The following is a 21,091-nucleotide window of genomic DNA, read 5'->3' as shown; positions in this document are numbered from 1 at the left end:
AGGAGAGATGATTCAAGCGATCGTGCTGACGTTCCTGGCCGGGTTGATGGGCACGAACGGCATCCCACACTTCGTCCAGGGCATCAGCGCCCGCGAGTATCCGAACCTGACCGGCAACTCGCCGACCAGGAACGCGGTCGGCGGCCTGGGCGCGTTCGCGATCGCCGCCGCGCTGACCGCCTGGGCGCACGTCGGCGCGCATCCGTGGGCTGCACTGATCGCGGCCGCTGTCGGCATCCTGGCGATGACCGTCTTCCATGCGCAGCGCGGCGCTTACCGATTGAGCGCCAGGTTTGGCAAACCACTTCCTCACGTCTGACGGTTAAGGTCGGAGCATGAACGAGCGGAGCGAGTTCATCATCAAACACAGCAGCAATGCTCATCCGCGCCCGGAGCGAAGCGAGGACGCGGATGAGCGGTGAGGCGATGCTGGTCTTCGACGACGGACTGACCGAGTACGACTTCGGCCGCGGGCATCCGATGAGTCCGATCCGCGTGCAGTTGACGATCCGGCTGGCGAGCGCGCTCGGTGTGCTCGACGAGCTCAAGGTCGTGCCGGCGCCGACGGCCGACGACGCACTGCTCGAGACCGTGCACACCGCCGAGTACATCGCCGCGGTCAAGCGGGCCGGCGTGAACCCCGACACCTCCGATGAGGTGCACGGGCTCGGCACTCACGACACGTACTGTTTCCCGCGGATGCACGAGGTCTCCGCGCACATCGTCGGCGCGAGCGTCGAGGCGGCGCGGGCGGTCTGGGAGGGCGATGTCCTGCACGCCGCCAACATCGCCGGCGGCCTGCACCACGCGATGCCGGACCGGGCCAGCGGTTTCTGCGTCTACAACGATCCGGCCATCGCGATCCAGTGGCTGCTCGACCACGGCGCCGAGCGGATCGCGTACGTCGACGTCGACGTGCACCACGGTGACGGCGTACAGGCGGCGTTCTACAACGATCCGCGCGTACTGACGGTCAGCCTGCACGAGTCGCCGACCACGCTCTTCCCCGGCACCGGCAGCGCGGGGGAGACGGGCGGGCCGGACGCCGAGGGTACGTCGGTCAACGTGGCACTGCCGCCGGGGACGGGCGATGCCGGCTGGTTGCGGGCGTTCCACGCGATCGTGCCGGATGTGGTGAAGGCGTTCCGGCCGACGGTGCTGGTGACGCAGCACGGCTGCGACTCGCATGTCGAGGATCCCCTGGCCCACCTGACGAAAACGATCGACGGGCAGCGGGCGGCGTACCTGGCCCTGCACGACCTCGCGCACGAGGTGGCCGGCGGGAAGTGGATCGCCACCGGTGGCGGTGGGTACGCGATCGTCGACGTCGTACCGCGGGCCTGGACTCACCTGCTCGCGATCGTCGCGGGCAACCCGATCGACCCGCTGACGCCGGTGCCGGAGTCGTGGCGCGAGGAGGTCCGGATCCGGTTCGCGCGGGTCGCGCCGCTGCGGATGACGGACGGCCGGGACGCGTCGTACGTGGACTGGTCGAGCGGCTACAACCCCGACACCTGGCTGGACCGCGCGATCAAGGCGACCCGCGACACCAGCTTCCCGCTCCTGGGTCTCGATCCCTCCTATTGAGTCACACGAGTCCCCCTCTTTCCCATTCGTACCAACAGCCACTACGCTCGTTGCATGCACGGACGGAGGTGCCGGAGGGGAAGCCGGCGCACGATCCGTGCTGGAAGTGCGGTGCGCAATGGCATCAAAGAAGTCCGGTGGTGAGCAGCCGCTCGCCGAGGTGAAGTTCCTGACCGTGGCGGAGGTCGCCACGGCCATGCGCGTGTCCAAGATGACGGTGTACCGCCTGGTGCACTCCGGTGAGCTGCCCGCAGTGCGGGTGGGTCGTTCGTTCCGGGTGTCGGAGGACGCCGTGCACGACTACCTCAAGGGCGCCTTCTTCCAGGCCGGATAACCACGAGAAGCCGAAGCGGCCGGATCCCTCCGGGGACCGGCCGCTTCGTCATGTCTCCGGCAGTCCCGAGAGTGCCCGCAGTGCGGCGGTGGCACGCTGGACAGTGTCGCCGGGCAGGCTGTCCCACAGCTTGTGATGCGCTGCAGCACTCGCGATCACGGCCTCCTCGGCGAGCGCCACGCCCTCGGCGGTGAGCCGGATCTGGGTGCCGCGCCCGTCGTCCGGGTCGGGCTCGCGGGCCACGAATCCACGCCGTACCAGCTGGTTGACGACATTGCTCGTGCCGCCCGAGGACAGCAGCAGACTGCGGCTCAGGTCCGACGGCTTCTGCCGGTACGGCGCTCCCGAGCGACGCAGCGCGACGATCACGTCGTACTCAGCCGCGGTCAGACCGAGCTCCCGCAGCACCGGCCGAGTGGCCTGGTCCAGGGCGTCGGCCAGCACCATCAGGCGCTTGGTCAGCTCGCTGGTCGGGTGCAGCGCGTCCGGCAGCTCCTGCTGCCAGGCCGCGAGGATCCCGTCCACCCGATCGCTCGTGGTCATGGTTGACAGCCTATCTGTCTTTGGTTATAGCTTTCTATAAAGCTTTCTACTGAGGGGATTCTTCATGCGCATGCTCGGCATCGGCTCGCGGCCATCACCGCAGCCGAGGAACGAGGCGATGGTCTGGATGATCCGGTGCTCCTGGCCTTTGCGCTCAACGGTCAGTTCATGCAGACCTGCTACCGGGCCGGCCTGGCCCCTGAGCGCGACGCGATCGGCGCCGAGCTCGTCACGCTGTCCCAACGCAACGCCCTCATCACGTACGAGGTCCTCGGCCACCTGATCCGGTTGTAATCCGCCTGCGCCCTCGCCGACTACGCCGCTGCCGACCACCACGCTGCTGCCGCCGACGCGTTGGTCGTGCGGCATGAGCTCCCGCTGGTCGCCGTCTTCACCGGCTGGTACGCCGCACTCCGCGAAGACACGCCCGCTGCCTACCGCTCGGCAGCCGTGCTCCTCGACAACGCCGGCATGCCAGGCCTCGACCAAGGCCTACTCCCGCTGGCGCTGGCGTGCTGGTCGATCCGCCACGACCGCCCGATCCCGCCGGCCGACTACGGTCCCCACACACCGTGGATCCGCCCATTGCTTCTCAGTGATCTCTACGCCGTACCGGACTCGCCACCAGGGCTACTCCTGGAGGCACACTGGGCTCTGATCGCCCATGCAGCACGACAACTCGGGGAACCTCACGTGCTCGAGCGAGCGCGAGCCGCCCTGGCTCCAGCAACCACGGAGCATGCAGGAGCCGCCTCCGGCTTGCTCACCCTCGGTCCGGTCTCCAACTACCTCTAGACGCACTCGGTCGTCACGTCGCTGGGCCACAGCTGGTCTCCGGAAACAAAAGTGCGCCAGGTGACCGAAATGTTCCGGAAAGCGGCAAGCCCCGGGGGCGCACGCCAGAGCCGACTTTGTGCACGAGATCCGTACCTCGACGCCGTCAGCTTGCGGATCTGGTGCACAAAGTCAGCGGCTGAAGGCGGTTTCGAGTTGGGCGAGGAGGGTGGCGGCCTCGCGCTGGACGCGGGCAACGAGTTTCGGGCTGTGGTGGCCGGCCAGGACCTCGGTGCGGATCTCGGCGACGATCGCTCGCTGGACGCCGATGAGGGCGTTCGCGATCGCCCAGGCCGCCAGCCGATCCGAGCCGTCCGACTGCAGCATGCCGGCGAGCGCGTCGGTGGTTGCGGCGACGATCTCGCGCTCGCGGGCGCGCAGCGACGGGCTGCTGTCGACCACCCGGGCCGCGGTGGTGATGAGCTCGACCGCACCCGGGTCGGCGGTGTGGGCGACGTTCGCGACGGTGAAGCGGCGGAAGGCGGCGATTGCCGACTCGCCGGGCGGGCGGTCCCGGACCGCGGCCAGCGTCGCGGCCTGGAACTGTTCGAGTCCACCGCCGAAGAACAGGTCGTCCTTGGTCGGGAAGTAGTTGAACACGGTGGCCTCGGACACCTGCGCGGCTCGCGCGACCTCGACCACGGTGACCTCGTCGAACCCGTGCGCCACGAACAACTCCCGCGCGGCCGCCGCGATCCGCTCGCGCGTCTCCCGCTTCTTCCGCGCCCGGAGCCCGTCCACTGCCTTCACAGCGTCAGCGTAATGCGCTTAGAGTGGCTCTAAACATAGGGTGACCCTAAAATCTGGAGTGGCCGGATGAAGGTCAGCATGACGGTGACGGATCACGCCTGGGCCGATGGTGTGGACGGGCTGCGGCGGATCGCGGCGATCGCGGACGAGGGTGGGCTGGACACGATCTGGGTGCCGGACCATCTCTTCCAGGCGGATCCGACCAGTCATCCCCAGGCCGAACTGTTCGAGGCCGTCAGCATGCTCGGGTTCCTGGCCGCGATCACCAGCCGGGCGCGGCTCGGGATGCTGGTGTCGCCGGTGCCGTTCCGGCCGCCCGCCGTCCAGGTGAAGGCGATCGCGACGCTGGATGCGTTAACCCGGGGGCGGGCATGGTTCGGGGTCGGGATCGGGTGGGAGGGTGACGAGGCACGGGCGATGGGCGTCCCGCTCGGGCCGACCAAGGCGCGGTTCGAGCAACTGGAGGAGTTGCTGGACATCGCGGACCGCATGTTCACGGGCGACAGTTCGCCGTACGTCGGTCAGCACTTCCAGCTCGAGGGGCCGATCTGCAGCCCGCGGCCGGCCAGCCGTCCGCCGGTGCTGATCGGTGGCACGGGGGAGCAGAAGACGTTGCGGATGGTGGCGCGGCGTGCGGACGCGTGCAACCTGTTCGACCTGCCCGATGGTGGTACGACGGTCCGCCACAAACTCGACGTACTGCGCAAGCACTGCGAGGACAGCGGTCGTCCGTACGACGAGATCGAGAAGACGCTGTCCACCCGGCTCACCCCGGACGACACCGTCGGCAGTTTCGTCGAACGTTGCCGAGAGCAAGCATCGTGGGGAATCGATCACGCCGTCGTGATCCGCACCGGACCGTGGACCCCGGAATCCGCGCGGATCCTGACCGCCGCGGTGCCGGAGGTCACGGCGTTCTGACTGCCAGCCGGCTCCCAGGTTTCTCCCAGGACGGTTCCAGCGCGGGCGTCGAGGATTGAGTCACCGCCGGGAAACAAGCCCCGGCCAAAGACTTCCAGGGAGCCCGTCATGCGCACGAAGATCGTCAAGACCGTTGCCGTCGGCACCATTGTCGGCCTCGGCCTCGCCGCCTTCACCCCGGCCGCCTACGCGAGCACCACTCAGCCCACCGCCCGAACCGCCACCCCCCACCTGGCCATCCTCACCGACCCCATCGTCCAGATCCCAGTCCGCAAGGCCGCGTGAGGTTGGTCCCGGCCACCAAGTTGCTGACCGACACACCTAAAGGTCGAGGGACCAGTCGTTGCAGCGCATCCAGTGGCCTTTGGGGTATTCGAAGTCGCGCTCACCCAGGAGTGTGAAGCCGGCCTTGCGGCAGAGGGCGTTGGAGGCGGCGTTGGTCACGCCGGGATAAGCGTGCAGGCTGCTGTGGGTGCCGGTCGTCGCGGCGATCTTCGCCACCGCATGCACCGCCGCGGTCGCGAGCCCATGGCCCTGGAACTCCGGCAGGATCGCCCAGCCGGTCTCCCAGACCGTCTCGGTGGCTTCGGTGTGTTCCCAGTAGCCGACCGAGCCGGCGCGCTCGCCGTCGTCGGTGACGATCACGTACATCTGCCCCGGAAAGGCGTTCTCGACGTACCGGCGGTGCCGGTCGTGCAGCTTCTCGGGACTCTCCGGACCGCCCAGGTGAGCGGTCATCTCGGGTGTGTTGCAACGCTCAAGCAACCAGAAGTCCTGCTCGCGCCACGGATCCAGCGTCACCATGCGGAAGATTCCATCAGCCGCCACCGACAAGCTTCGCTCAGCTGCTGCGACGGGCGCGGACTGCCAGGGAGTAGGGGACGCCGACGGGGTCCGGTTCTTCGCGCAGGCCGGGTTGGTGCGGCTCGGCGCCGGCCACGTAGCGGGCGTCGTACCAGTCGGCCAGACCGTCGTACCGAGCCGTCGTACTTGTCGCCATGCGCGCCTCCCCAGGTCGTTCCCCACCCGACCGAGCGGCCTGCTTTAGGTTCACGCGGTGACCTGCGGGTAAGCTTTGCCGACGTTCTCTTTGAGTTTGGATGGTCCAACTGTGGGTTCTGTTATCAAGAAGCGCCGTAAGCGGATGGCGAAGAAGAAGCACCGCAAGCTGCTGAAGAAGACGCGGGTGCAGCGCCGCAAGCTCGGCAAGTAAGCAGTTCCCGCCGCGCCGGCGCCCGGCGCGGCCTCCGGTGGGGTTGCTGTCTGGCTGGGGGTCTCTCGTGGCACAGGTAGTGATGGTGACCGGCGTCTCCCGGGACGCCGGCGCTCGCTGTGCGCGCAGGCTGGCCGACGATCCGTCGATCGGCACCGTGCTCGGCATCGACGTGGTGCCGCCGCGCGCCGAGCTGGGCCGGGTCCGGTTCGTCCGGGCCGACATCCGCAACCCCGTGATCGCCAAGGTGATCGCCGCCGAGGACGTCGACACGGTCGTCCACACCGGCGTCGTGGCCACCCCGGGCAGCGCCGGCGGCCGGTCGTCGATGAAGGAGATCAACGTCATCGGCACCATGCAGCTGCTCGCCGCCTGCCAGAAGGCACCCGGCGTGGCCAAGCTGGTGGTGAAGTCGTCGACCACGGTGTACGGCGCGGGTCCGCGGGATCCGGCCATGTTCACCGAGGAGATGGCGCCCCGCGCGATCCACCAGACCGGGCTGAGCAAGGACGCGGTCGAGGTCGAGGGGTACGTGCGCGGCTTCGCCCGGCGCCGCCCCGATGTCTGCGTCACCACGCTCCGGATGGCGAACTGGATCGGCCCCAAGACCGACTCCCCGATCACCCGGTACTTCGCGATGCCCGTCGTACCGACTGTGTTCGGGTTCGACGCCCGCCTGCAGTTCCTGCACGAGGACGACGGCGTCGAGGCGATCCGCCACGCCACCGTGAACGATCTGCCCGGGACCTTCAACCTGGCCGGCGACGGCGTACTCACGCTGTCCCAGGCGATCCGCCGGCTCGGCCGGCCGACGCTGCGGCTGCCCTCGTTCACCGCGGCCAGCACGGCGGCCGTCGTACGGCGGGCTCGGCTCGCGGACTTCTCGCCGGACCAGATCACCTTCCTGACGTACGGGCGGGCCGTGGACACGACGCGGATGCGGACGGAGTTCGGGTTCGAGCCCGGGTACACGACGGCATCGGCCTTCGACGACTTCCAGACCTCGCTCGGGCCGGGTGCGGTCACGCGGGCGTCGGGGTTGCTGTCGGCGGGGCTGGGAGCGCTGCGTGGCTGACGCCGACGTGATCCCGATCGGTGCGGGCGGTCGCCCGGGTCGCGGATCAGGACGCCGTACGACGCCTTCCGCGGCGGCGCGTGCGCTGGCCAGACCTGGTGCTCGCTCGAAGAAGACAGCCAAGGCCGGCAAGCCGGCTGTGGAGACGCCGGTGGAGCCGGTCGAGGTGGTGGCCGCTGAGGTCGACGTACCCGCTGCTCCCGCCAGTCTGGATTACGCGGGGTTCGAGCGGGTGGTGCGCGAGCTGTTCGGCGAGGACGGCGAGCGGCGGGTCGCGCAGTGGCTGGCGTTCCTGCGGCGGCGGTTGAGCGGGGGCTACGACGTCGACGAGTTCGGGTACGACCCGGATCTGACCGACCAGGTGCTGCTGCCGGTGCTGCGGCCGCTGGCGGAGAAGTGGTTCCGGGTCGAGGTGCGCGGGGCGGAGAACATCCCGTCCGGCGGCGGTGCGCTGATCGTCGCGAACCACTCGGGCACGATGCCGCTCGACGGGCTCGTCACGCAGCTGATCGTCGCGGATCACGCGCATCGGCCGTTGCGGACGCTGGCGGCGGACCTGGTGTTCCAGACGCCGTTCGTCGGTGAGCTCGCCCGCAAGGGCGGGGCGACGCTGGCGAGCAACGACGACGCCGAGCGGTTGCTCGGGCGGGGCGATCTGGTCGGGGTGTGGCCGGAGGGGTTCAAGGGGATCGGGAAGCCGTTCGCCGAGCGGTACAAGCTCCAGCGCTTCGGCCGGGGTGGTTTCGTCAGCGCCGCGATGCGGACCGGCGTACCGATCGTCCCGTGCTCGATCGTCGGCGCGGAGGAGATCTACCCCCTGGTCGGCAACATCGCCTCCCTCGCCCGCCTGCTCGGCGTCCCGTACATCCCGATCACCCCGTTCTTCCCGCTGCTCGGACCCCTCGGCCTGATCCCGCTCCCCTCGAAGTGGCTGATCGAGTTCGGCGAGCCGATCCGCACCGACGAGTTCCCCGACGGCGCCGCCGACGACCCGATGCTCGTCTTCAACGTCACCGACCAGGTCCGCGAAACCATCCAGCAGACCCTCTACACCCTCCTCATGCAACGCCGCAGCGTCTTCTTCTGACCGCACCGCCTCGGACACGTTCTGGGGAGCGCGGACACGTGGTGCGGTGTCCGAGGTCCCGGTTTGGGTGTCCGAGCTCTCGTCGCGCCAACCGTGTTCAGCCGGCCCACGCCGCACGGGATAACCACCTCTAGGTACTGGATGTGGGGGCGGCCGTCGGCCCGGGTGTGCTCCTGCCAGGACTCGGTGGTCCGGTTGCCACTGAATCGAGTCGGCCACCGCATTCCCTACCGTGGGGAGGCGGGTGCTCGCGCGGTGGGGATGGAACTGGTGCAGCTAGACAGGAGGTGTCGGCTCGGGTCCGGCCCCGCCGGCCGGTTTCACGCCTGAGCACGCCGACCACCACCACCCGCGGACCGACACATCCTGTCGAGCTGCACGCCAACGGCGCCCCCAGCAGAACCTGCGCCAATCAGGCCACCGCCAACCCACACCCCGGACAACCCCTCGGACGTCGGCTGGGCTCCGCCCGGGCGGAGCCGTGTGCGAGCGGATATCCCCGCCGGGGGGCGTTGGGGTGGGTCAGGTGAGTTCCAGCTGGAGTTCGATGATCCAGTGGGTTTCGTCGGTTCCGTGTGCTTCTAAGTAGTGCTCTCGCCAGCGCGGTGACTCGAGGGCGTCGTGGTGGCCCTCGGCTTCGGCCCATTGCGCGAGGGTCTGGTAGGCCGCGGCGATGCCCGACATCGGACCCTGGTGAATAGTCGAGGCCACTGCGGCAGCGGGGAGGTCGTAGGTCTGCAGGCCCGGCACCGAATCGGCGGGTACGGCGAAGCCGGCCGCGACCTGGATCTCGTCGCCGGAGCTCGGCACGTAGTGAGCCACCGGTGTGGTCCGATCGGCCGCGACGGCCTCCATCCGGTCGATCACCTGGCCGAACAACGACTGCACGACGGCGCCGGTGCTCTGGCGACTGGCGTCCTGAGCGGCAGCCGAGAGTACGGCGAGGGTCAACGCGTCGACCTGCTTGGTTTCGATGTGGGTGGTCACCTGGGTCTCCTGTTCGATCAGTCGGAGACGCGCTCGCACCCGGCCGAGGGCGTGCTGGTCCTGCCGCACCCGGCGTTCGAACTCGGCCTGCCGCAGGCGCAGCATGCCGTGCAGCTCGGCCGGATCCACGCCTTCGCTGAGCAGTGCGCCGACCTCGTCCAGGCTGAAACCGAGCCCCTTGAGGGCGACCAGCCGGTTGAGCATGGGCAACTGCGCCACGTCGTACGAGCGTCGTCCGCTGAACGGATCGACGTCGGCGGGCTTGAGGACCCCGATGGCGTCGTAGTGCCGCAACATGCGCGTCGAGACACCACCGAGGCGAGCGAATTCTCCGATATTCACCATGACCCCCTCACTGTCCGGGTTGACACCGTGTCAACTGCAACAAGAAGCCCGGCGCAGGGTGTGCGCCGGGCTGCTTGGGGGGCTGGGCCCTACTTCCAGGGTGGAAGAAGGGTCTGGATGACGCCGGGGATGTTGATGATCGGCGTCGGCAGGCTCAGGGTCGGGAACGGCCAGGGCCACGAAGTGGTGCCTGGGGTGGGGATGGTCGGGACCCCGGTCGACGTTGTCGTCGGCTGTGAGGACGACGGCTTCGGCGGGGTCTTCAGGCTTGGTGGGGGAGTGTTGGATTCCTCCACGATCGTGGTGTTCGGCAGCTTCGTCGGCGCTGTCGTCGGCTGTCCGCTCACGGACGCACCGGGGGTCGGCGCCGTGGACGGCTTCGTCGTCGGTCCGTCGCTCGGCTCGGTGCCGACACCCGGACGGTTCGGCTGGTTGCCGCCGCTCTTGGCCGGCTTCGGTGCGTCGCACTTCGGGCAGGCGACCGTGGTGTGCTGGGCCAGCTGCTCGACCGTGGCCAGCGCCTCGACGGCGGACTTCAGGGACTCCGGCGGGAGTTTCGGCGCGAGTTCACCAAGAGCCTGGCGGGCGTTCGTGATGAAGGTCGTGATCGCCGTGATCGAACTCTCGTCGCCGTCCTGCTGGTACGACGCGACCAGGCGGGACACGCCCTTGCGTGCCTGCACCGAGAACACGTCCAGCGTGCCGTTGATGGTGGCCACGTCGCCGCCGGACTCGGCCAGCTTGTCGACCTCGGACAACCGGGTCATCGCGTGCTCGAGATCGCGCCGGCCGCGGGAGTCGTCCCCGATGCCGACGTTGGTGGAGACGTTCTCGATGCTGCGCTTCATCCCGTACAGCGTGTCGCCGGGCATCGCCTGCTGAGCGGCGGCGGCGGAACCGATGCCACCTCCGAGCAGGACCAGCGCGGCGGTGCAGGCCACGAGCCGGATCCGGCGGCCGTGACGATGGCGGATCTCTGTCACGGACGCGTCGACGTCCTCGCCACCCGGCGGGTCGTCGGAGCTGTCCGGAAGGCTGCGCACCATCGTCGGAGTCGTCGTCGCCGCGCGGGCGGCCGCCTGCTCCAGCAGGCGGTGCCGTAGCTCGGCACTGAACTCCGGACGCGGTGCCACTGCGCCGGCGGTCCTCAGCCGTCCGACCAGTTCCACAGCTTCCACAAGCTCCGGGTCATCGCTGTGTCGCGAAGAGTGACGGGGCCCGTGATCGACGGCGTGCGCGAATGCCTCCGCGCGCGCTCGAGCCCTGTGTAGGTCACTCATGAGTTCTCGTTCTCCTCAATGGCCAGCCGGGGTCACCGACAGGTCCTCACCAGGCAAACGAGGAAACTCCCTGACGGGTTACGAAAGACATTCGTTGTCATCCTCCTCACCTCAAGTCCTTGGGGATAACCTTCGCCAAGTGCCGTACGGCCCTCAGTTGCAGTTGCTTGACGGCGCCTTCGGACTTCTCCAGCGCTTTGGCCGTTTCCGCGATCGACAAACCGGCGAAGAATCGCATCGTCAGGCAGTCGCGTTGCTCGTCGGGCAAGCTCGCGACGGCGTCCCGCAGCACCTCGGCGGTGGCGGCGGCCAGTACGTCGACCTCCGGCCCCTCGGTCTGCCGGTCGTGCGTCTCGATCTCGTCCGTGACCACCTCGAGCCGGACCCGGCCGGACTTGTAGTGATCGGTGATCAGGTTCCTGGCGATGGTCACCAGCCAGGCCCCGAAATCCCGGCCCTGCCAGCGGAACGAGTCCAGCGCGCGCAGCGCCCGGACGAACGTCTCACTGGTCAGGTCCTCCGCGAGTGCCGACGACGACACCCGCGCGTAGATGTAGCGATAGACGGTGAGCGAGTACTCGTCGTACAGCTCACCGAAGGCACCGACGTCCCCGGCCTGGGCGCGATCGACGAGCTCCGCACGTCTCATCCCGTCCGGGCTTGGCTCCGGCGTCGTCAAGTTCTCTCCCCGTTCAACTGACACGTCTTCTGACACATCCGCGAATGGCCACAGCGGCTGAGGCAGCACCGAGCGTTACCTGAGAAACACTCGCTGTCAACAGCCTGAGGCGTGCCGCCTTCCGTCCGGTCCGATGGGTCACGAATGCGCCAGCGGGCTGCTTCCGCGAACGGCGCAGCCTGCTGTCGGGGATATCGCGCATGGTCTCCCCGGCGCGGACGGTTTCTGCAGTGTGAGGTTCGGCAGAAGGTCGCCCACGAGTTCACCTGTATATATGTCGTCACGCTCTGCTGCAACCGTTCCGAGCGAGCCGGTCGATCCCTGGTGCCTCCGCACGCATGACAGACTCACCTGGTGAACTTCAATTTCGCGGACATTCTTCGTGACACAGCGCAACGTCACGGCGAACGTGTCGCGCTGGTCGACGGGGATCGGCGGCTCACCTGGGACGAGCTCGACCAGGCCGTCGACCGGACCGCGCAGGGGTTCGCCGCGGCCGGCCTCGTGCCCGGGTACCGGGTCATGCTACTCGTTGCCAACAGCATCGAGTTCGTCACGTCCTACCTGGGGATTCTCCGCGCCGGCCTGGTCGCCGTGCCGCTGAACACCGGGCTCACGAAGCCCGAGATCGCGGCCGTCGTGCAGCACTCCGGGGCCCGCCTCGCGGTCGCCGGGGCCGACCTCGCGGACAAGATCGAGGGCCTGCGGACGGTTGCGCCGGATGAGCTCGAAGGTCACGCTCCGTTACTTCCGCAGCTCGACCCGGAGATGCTCGCGGTCCTGCTGTACACGTCCGGGACGAGTGGAGATCCGCGCGCCGCGATGCTCACCCATCGGGCCCTCGCGGCGAACGTGACGAACCTTTCCGAGCTCGGCGAGGACCGGATGGGCCCCGAGGACGTCGTCCTGGGCGTGCTCCCGATGTTCCACGCCTTCGGCCTGAACGCCGTCCTGGGCTGGACCGTCGCGACCGGCGCGGCGCTGATCATCGACCAGCGGTTCGACACCGCGCACACCTTGGACCTGATCGCCAAGTACGGCGTCACCCGCCTGCCGCTCGCCCCGCCGGCACTGCACGCACTGCTGGCCCGGCCGAATCTGCGCGAGGCGCTGCAGTCGGTCAAGGTCGTCCTGACCGGCGCGTCGGCCCTGGACCGGGCGCTCGCGGATCGCTTCGAGCAGGCCAGCGGCCTGTTCGTGCACCAGGGCTACGGCCTGACCGAGGCGTCCCCGGGAGTCACCGCGACCCTCGGTGAGGCCGAGCCGAAGCCCGGTTCGGTCGGGCGCGCACTGCCGAACGTCGAGCTCCGGATCGCCGACGAGCAAGGCGAGGACGTCGAGGGCGACGACCCCGGCGAGATCCTGATCCGCGGCCGCAACCTGTTCTCCGGCTATTGGCCGGATGGCGCCGACGGCCCCGATCTGGACGGCTGGTACCGGACCGGCGACGTCGGCTACCTCGACTCCGACGGCGATCTCTTCCTGGTCGACCGGTTGCGCGAGCTGATCATCGTGTCCGGCTTCAACGTCTTCCCGAGCGAGGTCGAGGAAGTGCTCGTCGCGGCTCCGGGTGTCCGGGAGGCCGCCGTCATCGGCGTACCGTCCGAGGAGACCGGCGAGGCCGTGAAGGCGTTCGTCGTACCCAGTCCTGATGCGACCGTGGAGGCCGCGGCGGTCCGCGAGTACGCCGGGACCCGGCTGGCGCGGTTCAAGTGCCCGGTGGAGATCGAGGTCGTCGACCACCTGCCGCACTCGGTCACCGGCAAGGTCGCCAAGGGCCGGCTCCGGGCGGACCGATGAGCAGCCGGGTCACGCTGTACGGCAAGCCCGGCTGTCACCTCTGCGACGACGCCCGGGCGATCGTCCAGACGGTCTGCGCCGAGCTCGGGGTGGAGTGGACCGAGGTCGACATCACACAGGATGACCGGTTGTTCACGGAGTACGGCGAGCAGATCCCGGTCACCTTCGTGGACGGGAAGCAGCACGATTTCTGGCGGGTGGACCCGGTCAGGCTCCGGAAGGCCCTCGCCGGTTAGTGCTCTCGGTCACGCCGTGGTCCGCCGATTTTGTTCTCACGTTCACAAGCTCCTAGAGTAAGAACGGCCGCCGGCCGTCAGACCGCGGCCTGAACTACCGTTCCCAGGAGAATTGTGACGCGTGCCAGCAGCCGTCGCCCCGGCCCGCCGACGAGAACCGAGCGCGGCATTCCCGAGGCGACTGTCGCGCGCTTGCCGGTGTACCTGCGGGCCCTGACCGCCCTGTCGGACAGCGGCATCGCCACCGCGTCGAGCGAGGACCTGGCCACCGCCGCCGGGGTGAACTCGGCGAAGCTGCGCAAGGACCTGTCGTACCTGGGCTCCTACGGCACCCGCGGCGTCGGGTACGACGTGGAGTACCTGCGCTACCAGATCGCCCGCGAGATCGGCGTCACCCAGGACTGGGCCGTGGTCATCGTCGGGATCGGAAACCTGGGTCACGCGCTGGCGAACTACTCCGGCTTCGGTACGCGCGGTTTCCGGATCGTCGCCCTGCTCGACGCCGACCCGAACCTGGTCGGCGAGCGGATCGGCGACATGGAGGTCCGCGACTTCGCCCAGCTCGAGGACATCGTGAAGGCCGACCGGGTCTCGATCGGGGTCATCACCACTCCCGCCGGTCCGGCCCAGGAGGTGTGCGACCGGCTGGTCGCCGCCGGGGTGACCAGCATCCTGAACTTCGCGCCGGTGGTGCTGTCCGTGCCCGACGGCGTCGACATCCGCAAGGTGGACCTCTCGATCGAGTTGCAGATCCTGGCGTACCACGAACAACGAAAGTCCGGAGAGGCGGCGCTCCCCCAGGTGCCCGAGCTACCAGCGATGAACGGTCTGACCGATCTGCCGAGCGTCGGCGGGGGTGTCGGCGCATGAGTTACCTGGTCGTCGGGATCTCCCACCGTTCTGCGGACATCAACGTCCTCGAGCGGGTGGCACTCGACCCGGACGCGGCGACCAAGCTGGCCCTGGCCGTGAAGCACGCGCCGGCCGTCGGTGAGTCCGCGGTGATCGCGACCTGCAACCGGACCGAGGTCTACGCGACCGTCGAACGGTTCCACGCCGGCATGGACGAGGTCACCGCGATCCTGTCCGACGTCACCGGCGTACCGCTGCTGGATCTGGCCGAGCATCTCTACGTGCACTTCGAGGAAGGCGCCGTCGCGCACCTGTTCCAGGTCGCGGTCGGGCTGGACTCGATGATCGTCGGGGAGAGCCAGATCCTCGGCCAGGTGAAGGAGACGCTGCGGGTCGGCCAGGACCTGGAGACGATCGGCACCGACCTCAACGCCCTGATCCAGCACGCGTTGCGGGTCGGCAAGCGGGCCCGCGCCGAGACCGGCATCGACTCCGCCGGCCGTTCGGTCGTGTCGGCCGGACTCGAGGCGGTCGGCGGCTTCGAGGGCCGCCGTGCGCTGGTCGTCGGCGCCGGCTCGATGGCGTCGCTGGCCGCGCAGACCCTGCTCAACGGCGGCGCGCAGAGCGTGACCATCGCCAACCGCAACCACGACCGCGCGGTCGCCCTGGTCCAGCGGATCGGCGGTACGGCGATCCAGCTCGCGGCCGTCCCGGACGCCCTGGCCGACGCCGATCTGGTCGTGTCCTGCACCGGCGCGCGCGGCGTCGTACTGACCGAGGAGATGATCCGGAACGCGGCAGACGGGCGACCGTTCGGTGTCCTGGACGTCGCCCTGCCGCGGGACGTGGCGCCCGAGGTGGCCCGGATCCCCGGGGTCAGGCTGGTCACCCTCGCCGACCTGGCCGGGACGGCCGGCGGCAGCGAGCACGACATCGACGAGGTACGCCGGATCGTCGGCGAGGAGACGGGTTCGTTCGAGGCCACCCGCCGGGCCGCGTCGGTCGCGCCGACCGTGGTCGCGCTGCGGACGATGGCGACCGAACTGGTCGACTCCGAGCTGGCGAGGCTGGAGCGCCGGCTGCCCGGCCTGGACGAGAACCAGCGTCACGAGGTCGCGCGGACGATCCGCCGCGTGGTCGACAAGGTGCTGCACAACCCGACGGTCCGGGTGAAGGAACTCGCGGCCGATCCGGGCGGTCCGACGTACGCCGACGCCCTGCGCGAACTGTTCGCACTCGACCCGGCGACGGTGGACGCCGTCACGGCCGCGAAGGCGCCGGCCGAGACCAGCCACACCCGCGCCGACGCGACCGGAGGTGAGCACGCATGATCCGGCTGGGCACCCGGCGGTCAGCGCTGGCGACCGCGCAGGCGACGCTCGTCGCCGACGCGCTCCGCAATCTCGGTCACGAGGTCGAGGTGGTCCCGATCATGACCACCGGCGACGCCGACAAGGTCGCCCCGGTGGAGCAGATCGGTGGCACCGGCATCTACGTCAGCGCGCTGCGCGACGCCTTGCTGGCCGACGAGATCGACATCGCCGTGCACTCGCTCAAGGATCTGCCGACCGGGCCGGTCGACGGCCTGGCCATCGGCGCGATCCCGGTCCGCGAGGACCCGCGCGACGTGCTCGTCGCCCGGGACGGCCTGACCCTCGGTGAGCTCCCGGCCGGCGCCCTGGTCGGCACCGGCGCGCCACGCCGGGTCGCGCAGCTCGAGGCGCTCGGCCTGGGCCTGGAATGCACCGGGATCCGCGGCAACGTCGACACCAGGATCGCGATGGTGGCCGAGGGCAAATTGGACGCGGTGGTGCTGGCAAGGGCAGGGTTGTCCCGGTTGGGACGGCTCGCCGAGGTGACCGAGACCCTGGATCCGATCCAGGTGCTGCCCTCGCCGGGACAAGGTGCCCTGGGCATCGAGTGCCGCGCGGACGACACCGAGGTGCTGGCCGCCCTGGCCCCGCTGGACGACCCGGCCACGCGTGCGGCGGTGACGGCGGAACGGCAGTTGCTGGCCACGCTCGAGGCAGGGTGCACGGCTCCGGTCGGCGCGCTCGCCGAGGTGGTCGACGGCGAGGACGGCCCTGAGCTCTGGCTGCGGGGCGCGCTCGGCCAGGACGACGGCGTACGGCGGCTCTCCGCGAACGGGCCGGTGGACGACCCGGTGTCCCTGGGCAAAGCGCTGGCGAACGAGTTGCTGGAGCGGACATGACACCGGCACGGGGAACGACGGCCGCCCACAAGACGGCCCATGACACGGCGCACAAGACGAGCAGGACGAGGACGAGGGCGAAGGCAGACGTGAGCAGCGCGAAGACAGCCACCGCAGCATCCACGACACCTCAGAAGGTGCCGGCGAAGGCCGCCGCCACCAGTACCGTCAAGACCAGGCCACTCGGCCACGTCACGTTCGTCGGCGTCGGCCCCGGTGACCCGGCCCTGCTGACGCTGGCCGGCCGCGACGTGCTGGCCAACGCCGACGCCGTCGTGGTCGAAGGCCCCGAGCACGATCCGTTCCTGGCGTACTGCAAGCCGGGTGTCGAGGTGATCGACGGCTCCGGCGCCGAGGGCAGCCGGGCGCTCAAGGTCGCCGCCCGGGCCCGGCTCGTGGTGAAGACGGCCAAGACCGCGGCGAACGTCGTCCGCCTGCTGACGGGCGACCCGTTCACCTTCTCCAGCGGCGCCGAGGAGGCGGCCGCGTGCAAGAAGGCGGGCATCGGCTTCAACGTCGTCCCCGGTGTCAGCGAGGTCTCCGCGGTTCCGACGTACGCCGGGATCCCGCTGACGATGAAGGGCGACCGCGAGGTCACCGTGGTCGACCTGGCCGAGGCCAAGCTCGACCTGACCCGGCTGCACCCGAAGCAGACGCTCGTCCTGCTGAACGCGACCGAGGTGTTGAAGGATACCGTCGCCGCGCTGCTCGAGGCGGGCTTCGACGCGTCGACTCCGGTCGCCGCGACGGTCGGTGGTACGACGACCGCGCAGACGAGTGTGGTCGGCACGGTCGAGACGATCGTCGCCGACCTGCGCGCCGCCAAGGTGACCGGCGAGGCCGTGATCGTGGTCGGCGCGGTGGTCGAGCAGCGCGAGGCGCTGTCCTGGTTCGAGACCAAGCCGCTGTTCGGCTGGCGGATCCTGGTGCCGCGCACCAAGGACCAAGCCGGCCCACTGATGGACCGGCTCCGCCGGTACGGCGCGATGCCGGAAGAGGTCCCCACGATCTCGGTCGAGCCGCCGCGCAACCCGCAGCAGATGGACAAGGCGATCCGCGGCCTGGTCGAGGGCCGGTACGAGTGGGTCGCGTTCACCTCGGTCAACGCGGTCAAGGCGGTCCGGGAGAAGTTCGACGAGTACGGGCTGGACGCGCGGGCGTTCTCCGGGCTGAAGATCGCCGCGGTCGGCGACAAGACCGCCGAGGCGATCGGTGCCTGGGGCATCCGTCCGGACCTGGTCCCGTCCGGTGAGCAGTCCGCCGCCGGGCTGGTCGAGGACTGGCCGCCGTTCGACGAGGTGCTCGACCCGATCAACCGGGTGTTCCTGCCGCGCGCCGACATCGCGACCGAGACGCTGGTCGCGGGGCTGACCGATCTCGGCTGGGAGGTCGACGACGTCACGGCGTACCGGACCGTGCGGGCCGCCCCGCCGCCGGCGCCGACCCGCGAGGCGATCAAGTCGGGCAAGTTCGACGCCGTCGTGTTCACCTCGTCCTCGACGGTGCGCAACCTGGTCGGCATCGCCGGCAAGCCGCACGCGTCGACGGTGATCGCGGTGATCGGCCCGGCCACGCTGAAGACGGCCGAGGAACACGGGCTGCGGGTCGACGCGATGGCCGAGTCGCCGTCCGCCGAGGAGCTCGCCGACGCACTGGCCCGCTTCGGTGCGGACCGGCGTGACACCATGGTCGAGGCCGGTGAACCGGTCACCCGCCCGTCCGAGCGGCGCTCGGGCTCACGCAGGAAGAGCTAGTCCATGTCTGGTGGTTTCCCGGAGGTCAGGCCGCGGCGGCTTCGGTCGTCGGCGGCGATGCGCAGACTGGTCGCGGAGACCACCCTGGAGCCGCGGCAGCTGATCCTGCCGATGTTCGTCCGGGAAGGCGCCGGCGAGCCGATCGCGATCAAATCCATGCCAGGCGTCGTGCAGCACACCCGCGACACCGCGCGGAAGGCGATCGCCGAGGCCGCTCAGCTGGGACTCGGTGGCGTCATGCTGTTCGGCGTACCCGAGGTGAAGGACGAGGTCGGATCCGGTGCGCTCGATCCGGACGGCATCCTGAACGTCGCTATCCGGGACGCGGTCTCCGAAGTCGGCGACGAGTTGCTGGTGATGTCGGATCTGTGCATCGACGAGTTCACCTCGCACGGGCACTGCGGCGTACTCGACTCCGAGGGCCGGGTCGACAACGACGCGACACTGAAGATCTACGCCGAGATGGGCGTCGCGCAGGCTTCGGCAGGTGCGCATGTCGTCGGTCCGTCCGGGATGATGGACGGTCAGGTCGGCGCCGTGCGTACGGCGTTGGACGCTGCCGGTCATCTGGACACGGTGATCCTGGCGTACTCCGTGAAGTACGCGTCGGCCTTCTTCGGTCCCTTCCGGGAGGCCGTGGGCTCGTCGCTGCAGGGTGATCGGAAGACGTACCAGGAGGACGGTGCGAACGCCCGCGAGGCTTTGCGCGAGGTCGATCTGGACGTGGCCGAGGGTGCCGACATCGTGATGGTGAAGCCGGCGCTGGCGTACCTCGACATCATCCGCCAGGTCCGCGACCACGTGGACGTGCCGGTCGCGGCGTACAACATCTCCGGCGAGTACGCGATGGTCGAGGCCGCCGCCGCCAACGGCTGGATCGACCGCGACCGCGCCGTCCTGGAGACCCTGACCTCCATCCGCCGAGCCGGCGCCGACACCATCCTCACCTACTGGGCCGCGGACGCAGTTCACCTCCTCAACCACCGCTGAGGTCCTCACCACGGCGCGCCTGGTCCGAAGAGCGCGACATCAATCGCTAGTTGGCGTTGGCTGGGACACGGGCTCGGGGCTTACAACAGGTTATTTCCTGGCGTAGGGCCCCAGTTCCTGTCTCAGCCATCCACTCCCGGCCGGACGAGTGCCCTAGCGGTGGATGGTGTAGTCGGATTGGGTGAAGCCGGCTTTCAGGGTGCGGGTGGCGTTGTGGGTAAGGGGGATGTCAGCGTCGAGGTCGCCGAAGAGGCGGATGCCGGCGCCGAGGAGGACGGGGACGGTGGTGATGGTGAGCTCGTTCAGGAGGCCGGCGCGGAGGAAGGTCTGGATGACCGCGCCGCCGTCGGCGTAGACGCGCCGGGCGCCACGGTCGTTCAGCGTCTCGACCAACCCGTCGAGGGTCCGGTGCACGATGATGCGCTCGTCGGCGTCCGCGGCGAGCGTCGTACTGAGCACCTCGACCTGCTTGCCCTCGTAGGGCCAGAAGTCGAAGCTCAGCACCAGTTCGTAGGTCTTGCGCCCGAGTACGACGGTGTCGATCGACGCCATGAACTCGTCGTACCCGGTGTCGCCCGCTTTCTCGCCGCGCTCGGTGAGCCAGTCGATCGATCCGTCCGGCCGGGCGATGTAACCGTCGAGACTGGTGGCGATGAATACGGCCGCGTGGAAGCTCACCTGCCCATTTTTCCACGCGGGACGTTCAGGCGTGGTACTTCTGCACGAAGGTGAGCGCGGCGTCGGCGACCTCTTCCCAGCCGGAGTCGATCACCAGTGAGTGCCCGCGGCCGGGCAATTCCTCGATCTCGGTGACGGCCGCGTTGCCGCGCTGCTTCTGGTATGCCGCGTTCGTGATCGCCCACGGGACCGTGTGGTCCTTCTCCCCGGACAGGAACTTCATCGGCCCGCGGTCCGGATTCGCCCGGTCCACGAGGGTCTCGCTCTTCGGATTGAAGTTCGCGACCGCGGCCTGGAACAGCGGCAACCCGGCGCCCGGCACCGGGAACTCGTCGTACAGCCGTCGTGCCTCGTCCTCCGGTACGGCGTTCACGAAAGCGAACCGGAACTGGTCGTAGGTCAGCATCACCGCCTTCTTCCGGTTCGCCGGATTCCGCAGCGCCGGGAAGGATGCCCGTAGCGCGGACAGCGGCAACGGCAGCACGCCGCGACCGGGCGCCGGGTCGATCGGGACCGACACCGTCCCGAGGCCCATCCCGGCCAGCTTCTGCGTGATCAGTCCACCGAACGAGTGCCCGACGATGCCCGGCTTCCGCTCCAGCCGTGCGATCACGTCGGCGTAGTACGCCGTAATCGCCCCGACCGACTTCCCCGCGAACACCGAAGGATTCGCCCGTCCCTCGCCGACGGACTCCGGTTCGTCCGGCCAGCCCGGCGCGACGGTCGCGAACCCGGCCGCTTCGAACTTGTCCTGCCAGACCTGCCAACTTCCCGCCAGCAACCACAGCCCGTGCACGAACACCACCGGCGGACGCCCCGATGTGTTCGCGATCTCGATCTCGCCCAACTCACGTGCTGTGGCCATCAGGCACCCCTCTCCCAGCGCAGTAGACCACAGCACGCGCGGCCGGGTCAGTAGCCAGTGACGTTCGGC

Annotated in this window: 26 protein-coding genes; 17 read left to right on the top strand and 9 right to left on the bottom strand. The window is 69.3% G+C overall.

What is annotated here, in order from left to right:
• Nucleotides 1-7 precede the first annotated feature (7 nt).
• From OG555_RS09225 to OG555_RS09215, 3 genes are all read left to right on the top strand, one after another.
• Nucleotides 8-319 (top strand): hypothetical protein, encoded by a 312-nt coding sequence (locus tag OG555_RS09225; protein WP_329482391.1) that lies wholly within the window; start codon nt 8-10, stop codon nt 317-319.
• A 92-nt stretch (nt 320-411) separates the two neighbouring features.
• Entirely contained in the window at nt 412-1,587 is a 1,176-nt protein-coding gene (locus OG555_RS09220) for an acetoin utilization protein AcuC (protein WP_329482390.1), read from the top strand.
• Between the two features lie 118 nt (nt 1,588-1,705).
• A complete protein-coding gene (locus tag OG555_RS09215) occupies nt 1,706-1,921 on the top strand; it encodes a helix-turn-helix domain-containing protein (RefSeq protein WP_012923942.1) in 216 nt (71 codons plus the stop codon).
• 48 nt (nt 1,922-1,969) lie between these two features.
• Here OG555_RS09215 and OG555_RS09210 read toward each other — a convergent pair whose 3' ends face one another.
• Nucleotides 1,970-2,464 (bottom strand): MarR family winged helix-turn-helix transcriptional regulator, encoded by a 495-nt coding sequence (locus OG555_RS09210; protein WP_329482389.1) that lies wholly within the window; start codon nt 2,462-2,464, stop codon nt 1,970-1,972.
• Between the two features lie 135 nt (nt 2,465-2,599).
• Here OG555_RS09210 and OG555_RS09205 point away from each other — a divergent pair, with 135 nt between their 5' ends.
• Nucleotides 2,600-2,758 carry a hypothetical protein gene (locus OG555_RS09205; RefSeq protein WP_329482388.1) on the top strand — a complete coding sequence of 53 codons (159 nt, stop codon included), beginning with the start codon at nt 2,600-2,602 and terminating at the stop codon, nt 2,756-2,758.
• Nucleotides 2,759-2,824: 66 nt separating this feature from the next.
• Nucleotides 2,825-3,259 carry a hypothetical protein gene (locus OG555_RS09200; RefSeq protein ID WP_329482387.1) on the top strand — a complete coding sequence of 145 codons (435 nt, stop codon included), beginning with the start codon at nt 2,825-2,827 and terminating at the stop codon, nt 3,257-3,259.
• 171 nt (nt 3,260-3,430) lie between these two features.
• Here OG555_RS09200 and OG555_RS09195 read toward each other — a convergent pair whose 3' ends face one another.
• Nucleotides 3,431-4,048, bottom strand: a complete 618-nt coding sequence (locus OG555_RS09195) for a TetR/AcrR family transcriptional regulator (RefSeq protein ID WP_329482386.1) — start codon at nt 4,046-4,048, stop codon at nt 3,431-3,433.
• A 78-nt stretch (nt 4,049-4,126) separates the two neighbouring features.
• Here OG555_RS09195 and OG555_RS09190 point away from each other — a divergent pair, with 78 nt between their 5' ends.
• Complete coding sequence (locus OG555_RS09190) at nt 4,127-4,969, top strand: LLM class flavin-dependent oxidoreductase (RefSeq protein WP_329482385.1); 843 nt, start codon at nt 4,127-4,129, stop codon at nt 4,967-4,969.
• 108 nt (nt 4,970-5,077) lie between these two features.
• A complete protein-coding gene (locus tag OG555_RS09185) occupies nt 5,078-5,254 on the top strand; it encodes a hypothetical protein (protein ID WP_329482384.1) in 177 nt (58 codons plus the stop codon).
• 36 nt (nt 5,255-5,290) lie between these two features.
• Here OG555_RS09185 and OG555_RS09180 read toward each other — a convergent pair whose 3' ends face one another.
• Both OG555_RS09180 and OG555_RS09175 read right to left on the bottom strand, forming a co-directional pair.
• Entirely contained in the window at nt 5,291-5,797 is a 507-nt protein-coding gene (locus OG555_RS09180) for a GNAT family N-acetyltransferase (RefSeq protein ID WP_329482383.1), read from the bottom strand.
• A gap of 13 nt (nt 5,798-5,810) precedes the next feature.
• Nucleotides 5,811-5,969: a hypothetical protein gene (locus OG555_RS09175; protein WP_329482382.1), complete on the bottom strand. Its 159-nt coding sequence runs from the start codon at nt 5,967-5,969 to the stop codon at nt 5,811-5,813.
• Nucleotides 5,970-6,080: 111 nt separating this feature from the next.
• Here OG555_RS09175 and OG555_RS09170 point away from each other — a divergent pair, with 111 nt between their 5' ends.
• The 3 genes from OG555_RS09170 (at nt 6,081) to OG555_RS09160 (ending at nt 8,344) form a co-directional block, all read left to right on the top strand.
• Entirely contained in the window at nt 6,081-6,182 is a 102-nt protein-coding gene (locus OG555_RS09170) for a 30S ribosomal protein bS22 (RefSeq protein WP_008356322.1), read from the top strand.
• 67 nt (nt 6,183-6,249) lie between these two features.
• A complete protein-coding gene (locus OG555_RS09165; protein ID WP_329482381.1) occupies nt 6,250-7,257 on the top strand; it encodes an NAD-dependent epimerase/dehydratase family protein in 1,008 nt (335 codons plus the stop codon).
• A complete protein-coding gene (locus tag OG555_RS09160) occupies nt 7,250-8,344 on the top strand; it encodes a lysophospholipid acyltransferase family protein (protein WP_329482380.1) in 1,095 nt (364 codons plus the stop codon). Before OG555_RS09165 ends, OG555_RS09160 begins: the two co-directional genes overlap by 8 nt.
• Before the next feature lie 522 nt (nt 8,345-8,866).
• On the opposite strand, the gene OG555_RS09155 is transcribed toward OG555_RS09160, so the two are convergent.
• From OG555_RS09155 to OG555_RS09145, 3 genes are all read right to left on the bottom strand, one after another.
• Nucleotides 8,867-9,676 (bottom strand): MerR family transcriptional regulator, encoded by an 810-nt coding sequence (locus tag OG555_RS09155; RefSeq protein WP_329482379.1) that lies wholly within the window; start codon nt 9,674-9,676, stop codon nt 8,867-8,869.
• Nucleotides 9,677-9,765: 89 nt separating this feature from the next.
• Entirely contained in the window at nt 9,766-10,809 is a 1,044-nt protein-coding gene (locus tag OG555_RS09150) for a DUF5667 domain-containing protein (protein ID WP_329482378.1), read from the bottom strand.
• Nucleotides 10,810-11,062: 253 nt separating this feature from the next.
• Nucleotides 11,063-11,635, bottom strand: a complete 573-nt coding sequence (locus OG555_RS09145; protein ID WP_329482377.1) for a sigma-70 family RNA polymerase sigma factor — start codon at nt 11,633-11,635, stop codon at nt 11,063-11,065.
• A 354-nt stretch (nt 11,636-11,989) separates the two neighbouring features.
• Here OG555_RS09145 and OG555_RS09140 point away from each other — a divergent pair, with 354 nt between their 5' ends.
• From OG555_RS09140 to hemB, 7 genes are all read left to right on the top strand, one after another.
• The gene (locus OG555_RS09140; RefSeq protein WP_329482376.1) at nt 11,990-13,435 is read left to right on the top strand and encodes a class I adenylate-forming enzyme family protein; all 1,446 of its coding nucleotides are present in this window, start codon (nt 11,990-11,992) and stop codon (nt 13,433-13,435) included.
• On the top strand, nt 13,432-13,671 hold the full coding sequence (locus OG555_RS09135; RefSeq protein ID WP_329482375.1) for a glutaredoxin family protein: 240 nt from the start codon (nt 13,432-13,434) through the stop codon (nt 13,669-13,671). Before OG555_RS09140 ends, OG555_RS09135 begins: the two co-directional genes overlap by 4 nt.
• A 114-nt stretch (nt 13,672-13,785) precedes the next feature.
• On the top strand, nt 13,786-14,541 hold the full coding sequence (locus tag OG555_RS09130; RefSeq protein ID WP_328525889.1) for a redox-sensing transcriptional repressor Rex: 756 nt from the start codon (nt 13,786-13,788) through the stop codon (nt 14,539-14,541).
• Nucleotides 14,538-15,854 (top strand): glutamyl-tRNA reductase, encoded by a 1,317-nt coding sequence (locus tag OG555_RS09125; RefSeq protein WP_329482374.1) that lies wholly within the window; start codon nt 14,538-14,540, stop codon nt 15,852-15,854. Before OG555_RS09130 ends, OG555_RS09125 begins: the two co-directional genes overlap by 4 nt.
• Complete coding sequence (gene hemC / locus OG555_RS09120; protein WP_329482373.1) at nt 15,851-16,735, top strand: hydroxymethylbilane synthase; 885 nt, start codon at nt 15,851-15,853, stop codon at nt 16,733-16,735. Before OG555_RS09125 ends, hemC begins: the two co-directional genes overlap by 4 nt.
• On the top strand, nt 16,732-18,489 hold the full coding sequence (locus tag OG555_RS09115) for a uroporphyrinogen-III synthase (RefSeq protein ID WP_329482372.1): 1,758 nt from the start codon (nt 16,732-16,734) through the stop codon (nt 18,487-18,489). Before hemC ends, OG555_RS09115 begins: the two co-directional genes overlap by 4 nt.
• 3 nt (nt 18,490-18,492) lie before the next feature.
• A complete protein-coding gene (hemB, locus tag OG555_RS09110) occupies nt 18,493-19,479 on the top strand; it encodes a porphobilinogen synthase (protein WP_329482371.1) in 987 nt (328 codons plus the stop codon).
• Between the two features lie 153 nt (nt 19,480-19,632).
• Here the strand turns inward: hemB and OG555_RS09105 are convergent, their stop codons facing one another.
• Both OG555_RS09105 and OG555_RS09100 read right to left on the bottom strand, forming a co-directional pair.
• Entirely contained in the window at nt 19,633-20,157 is a 525-nt protein-coding gene (locus OG555_RS09105; protein WP_329482370.1) for a dihydrofolate reductase family protein, read from the bottom strand.
• A gap of 25 nt (nt 20,158-20,182) precedes the next feature.
• Complete coding sequence (locus tag OG555_RS09100; RefSeq protein WP_329482369.1) at nt 20,183-21,022, bottom strand: alpha/beta hydrolase; 840 nt, start codon at nt 21,020-21,022, stop codon at nt 20,183-20,185.
• Nucleotides 21,023-21,091 lie beyond the last annotated feature (69 nt).

The sequence above is a fragment of the Kribbella sp. NBC_01484 genome, from assembly GCF_036227145.1.
In the GTDB taxonomy this organism is placed as follows: domain Bacteria; phylum Actinomycetota; class Actinomycetes; order Propionibacteriales; family Kribbellaceae; genus Kribbella.
This window is presented reverse-complemented; position numbering and strand designations above follow the sequence as displayed.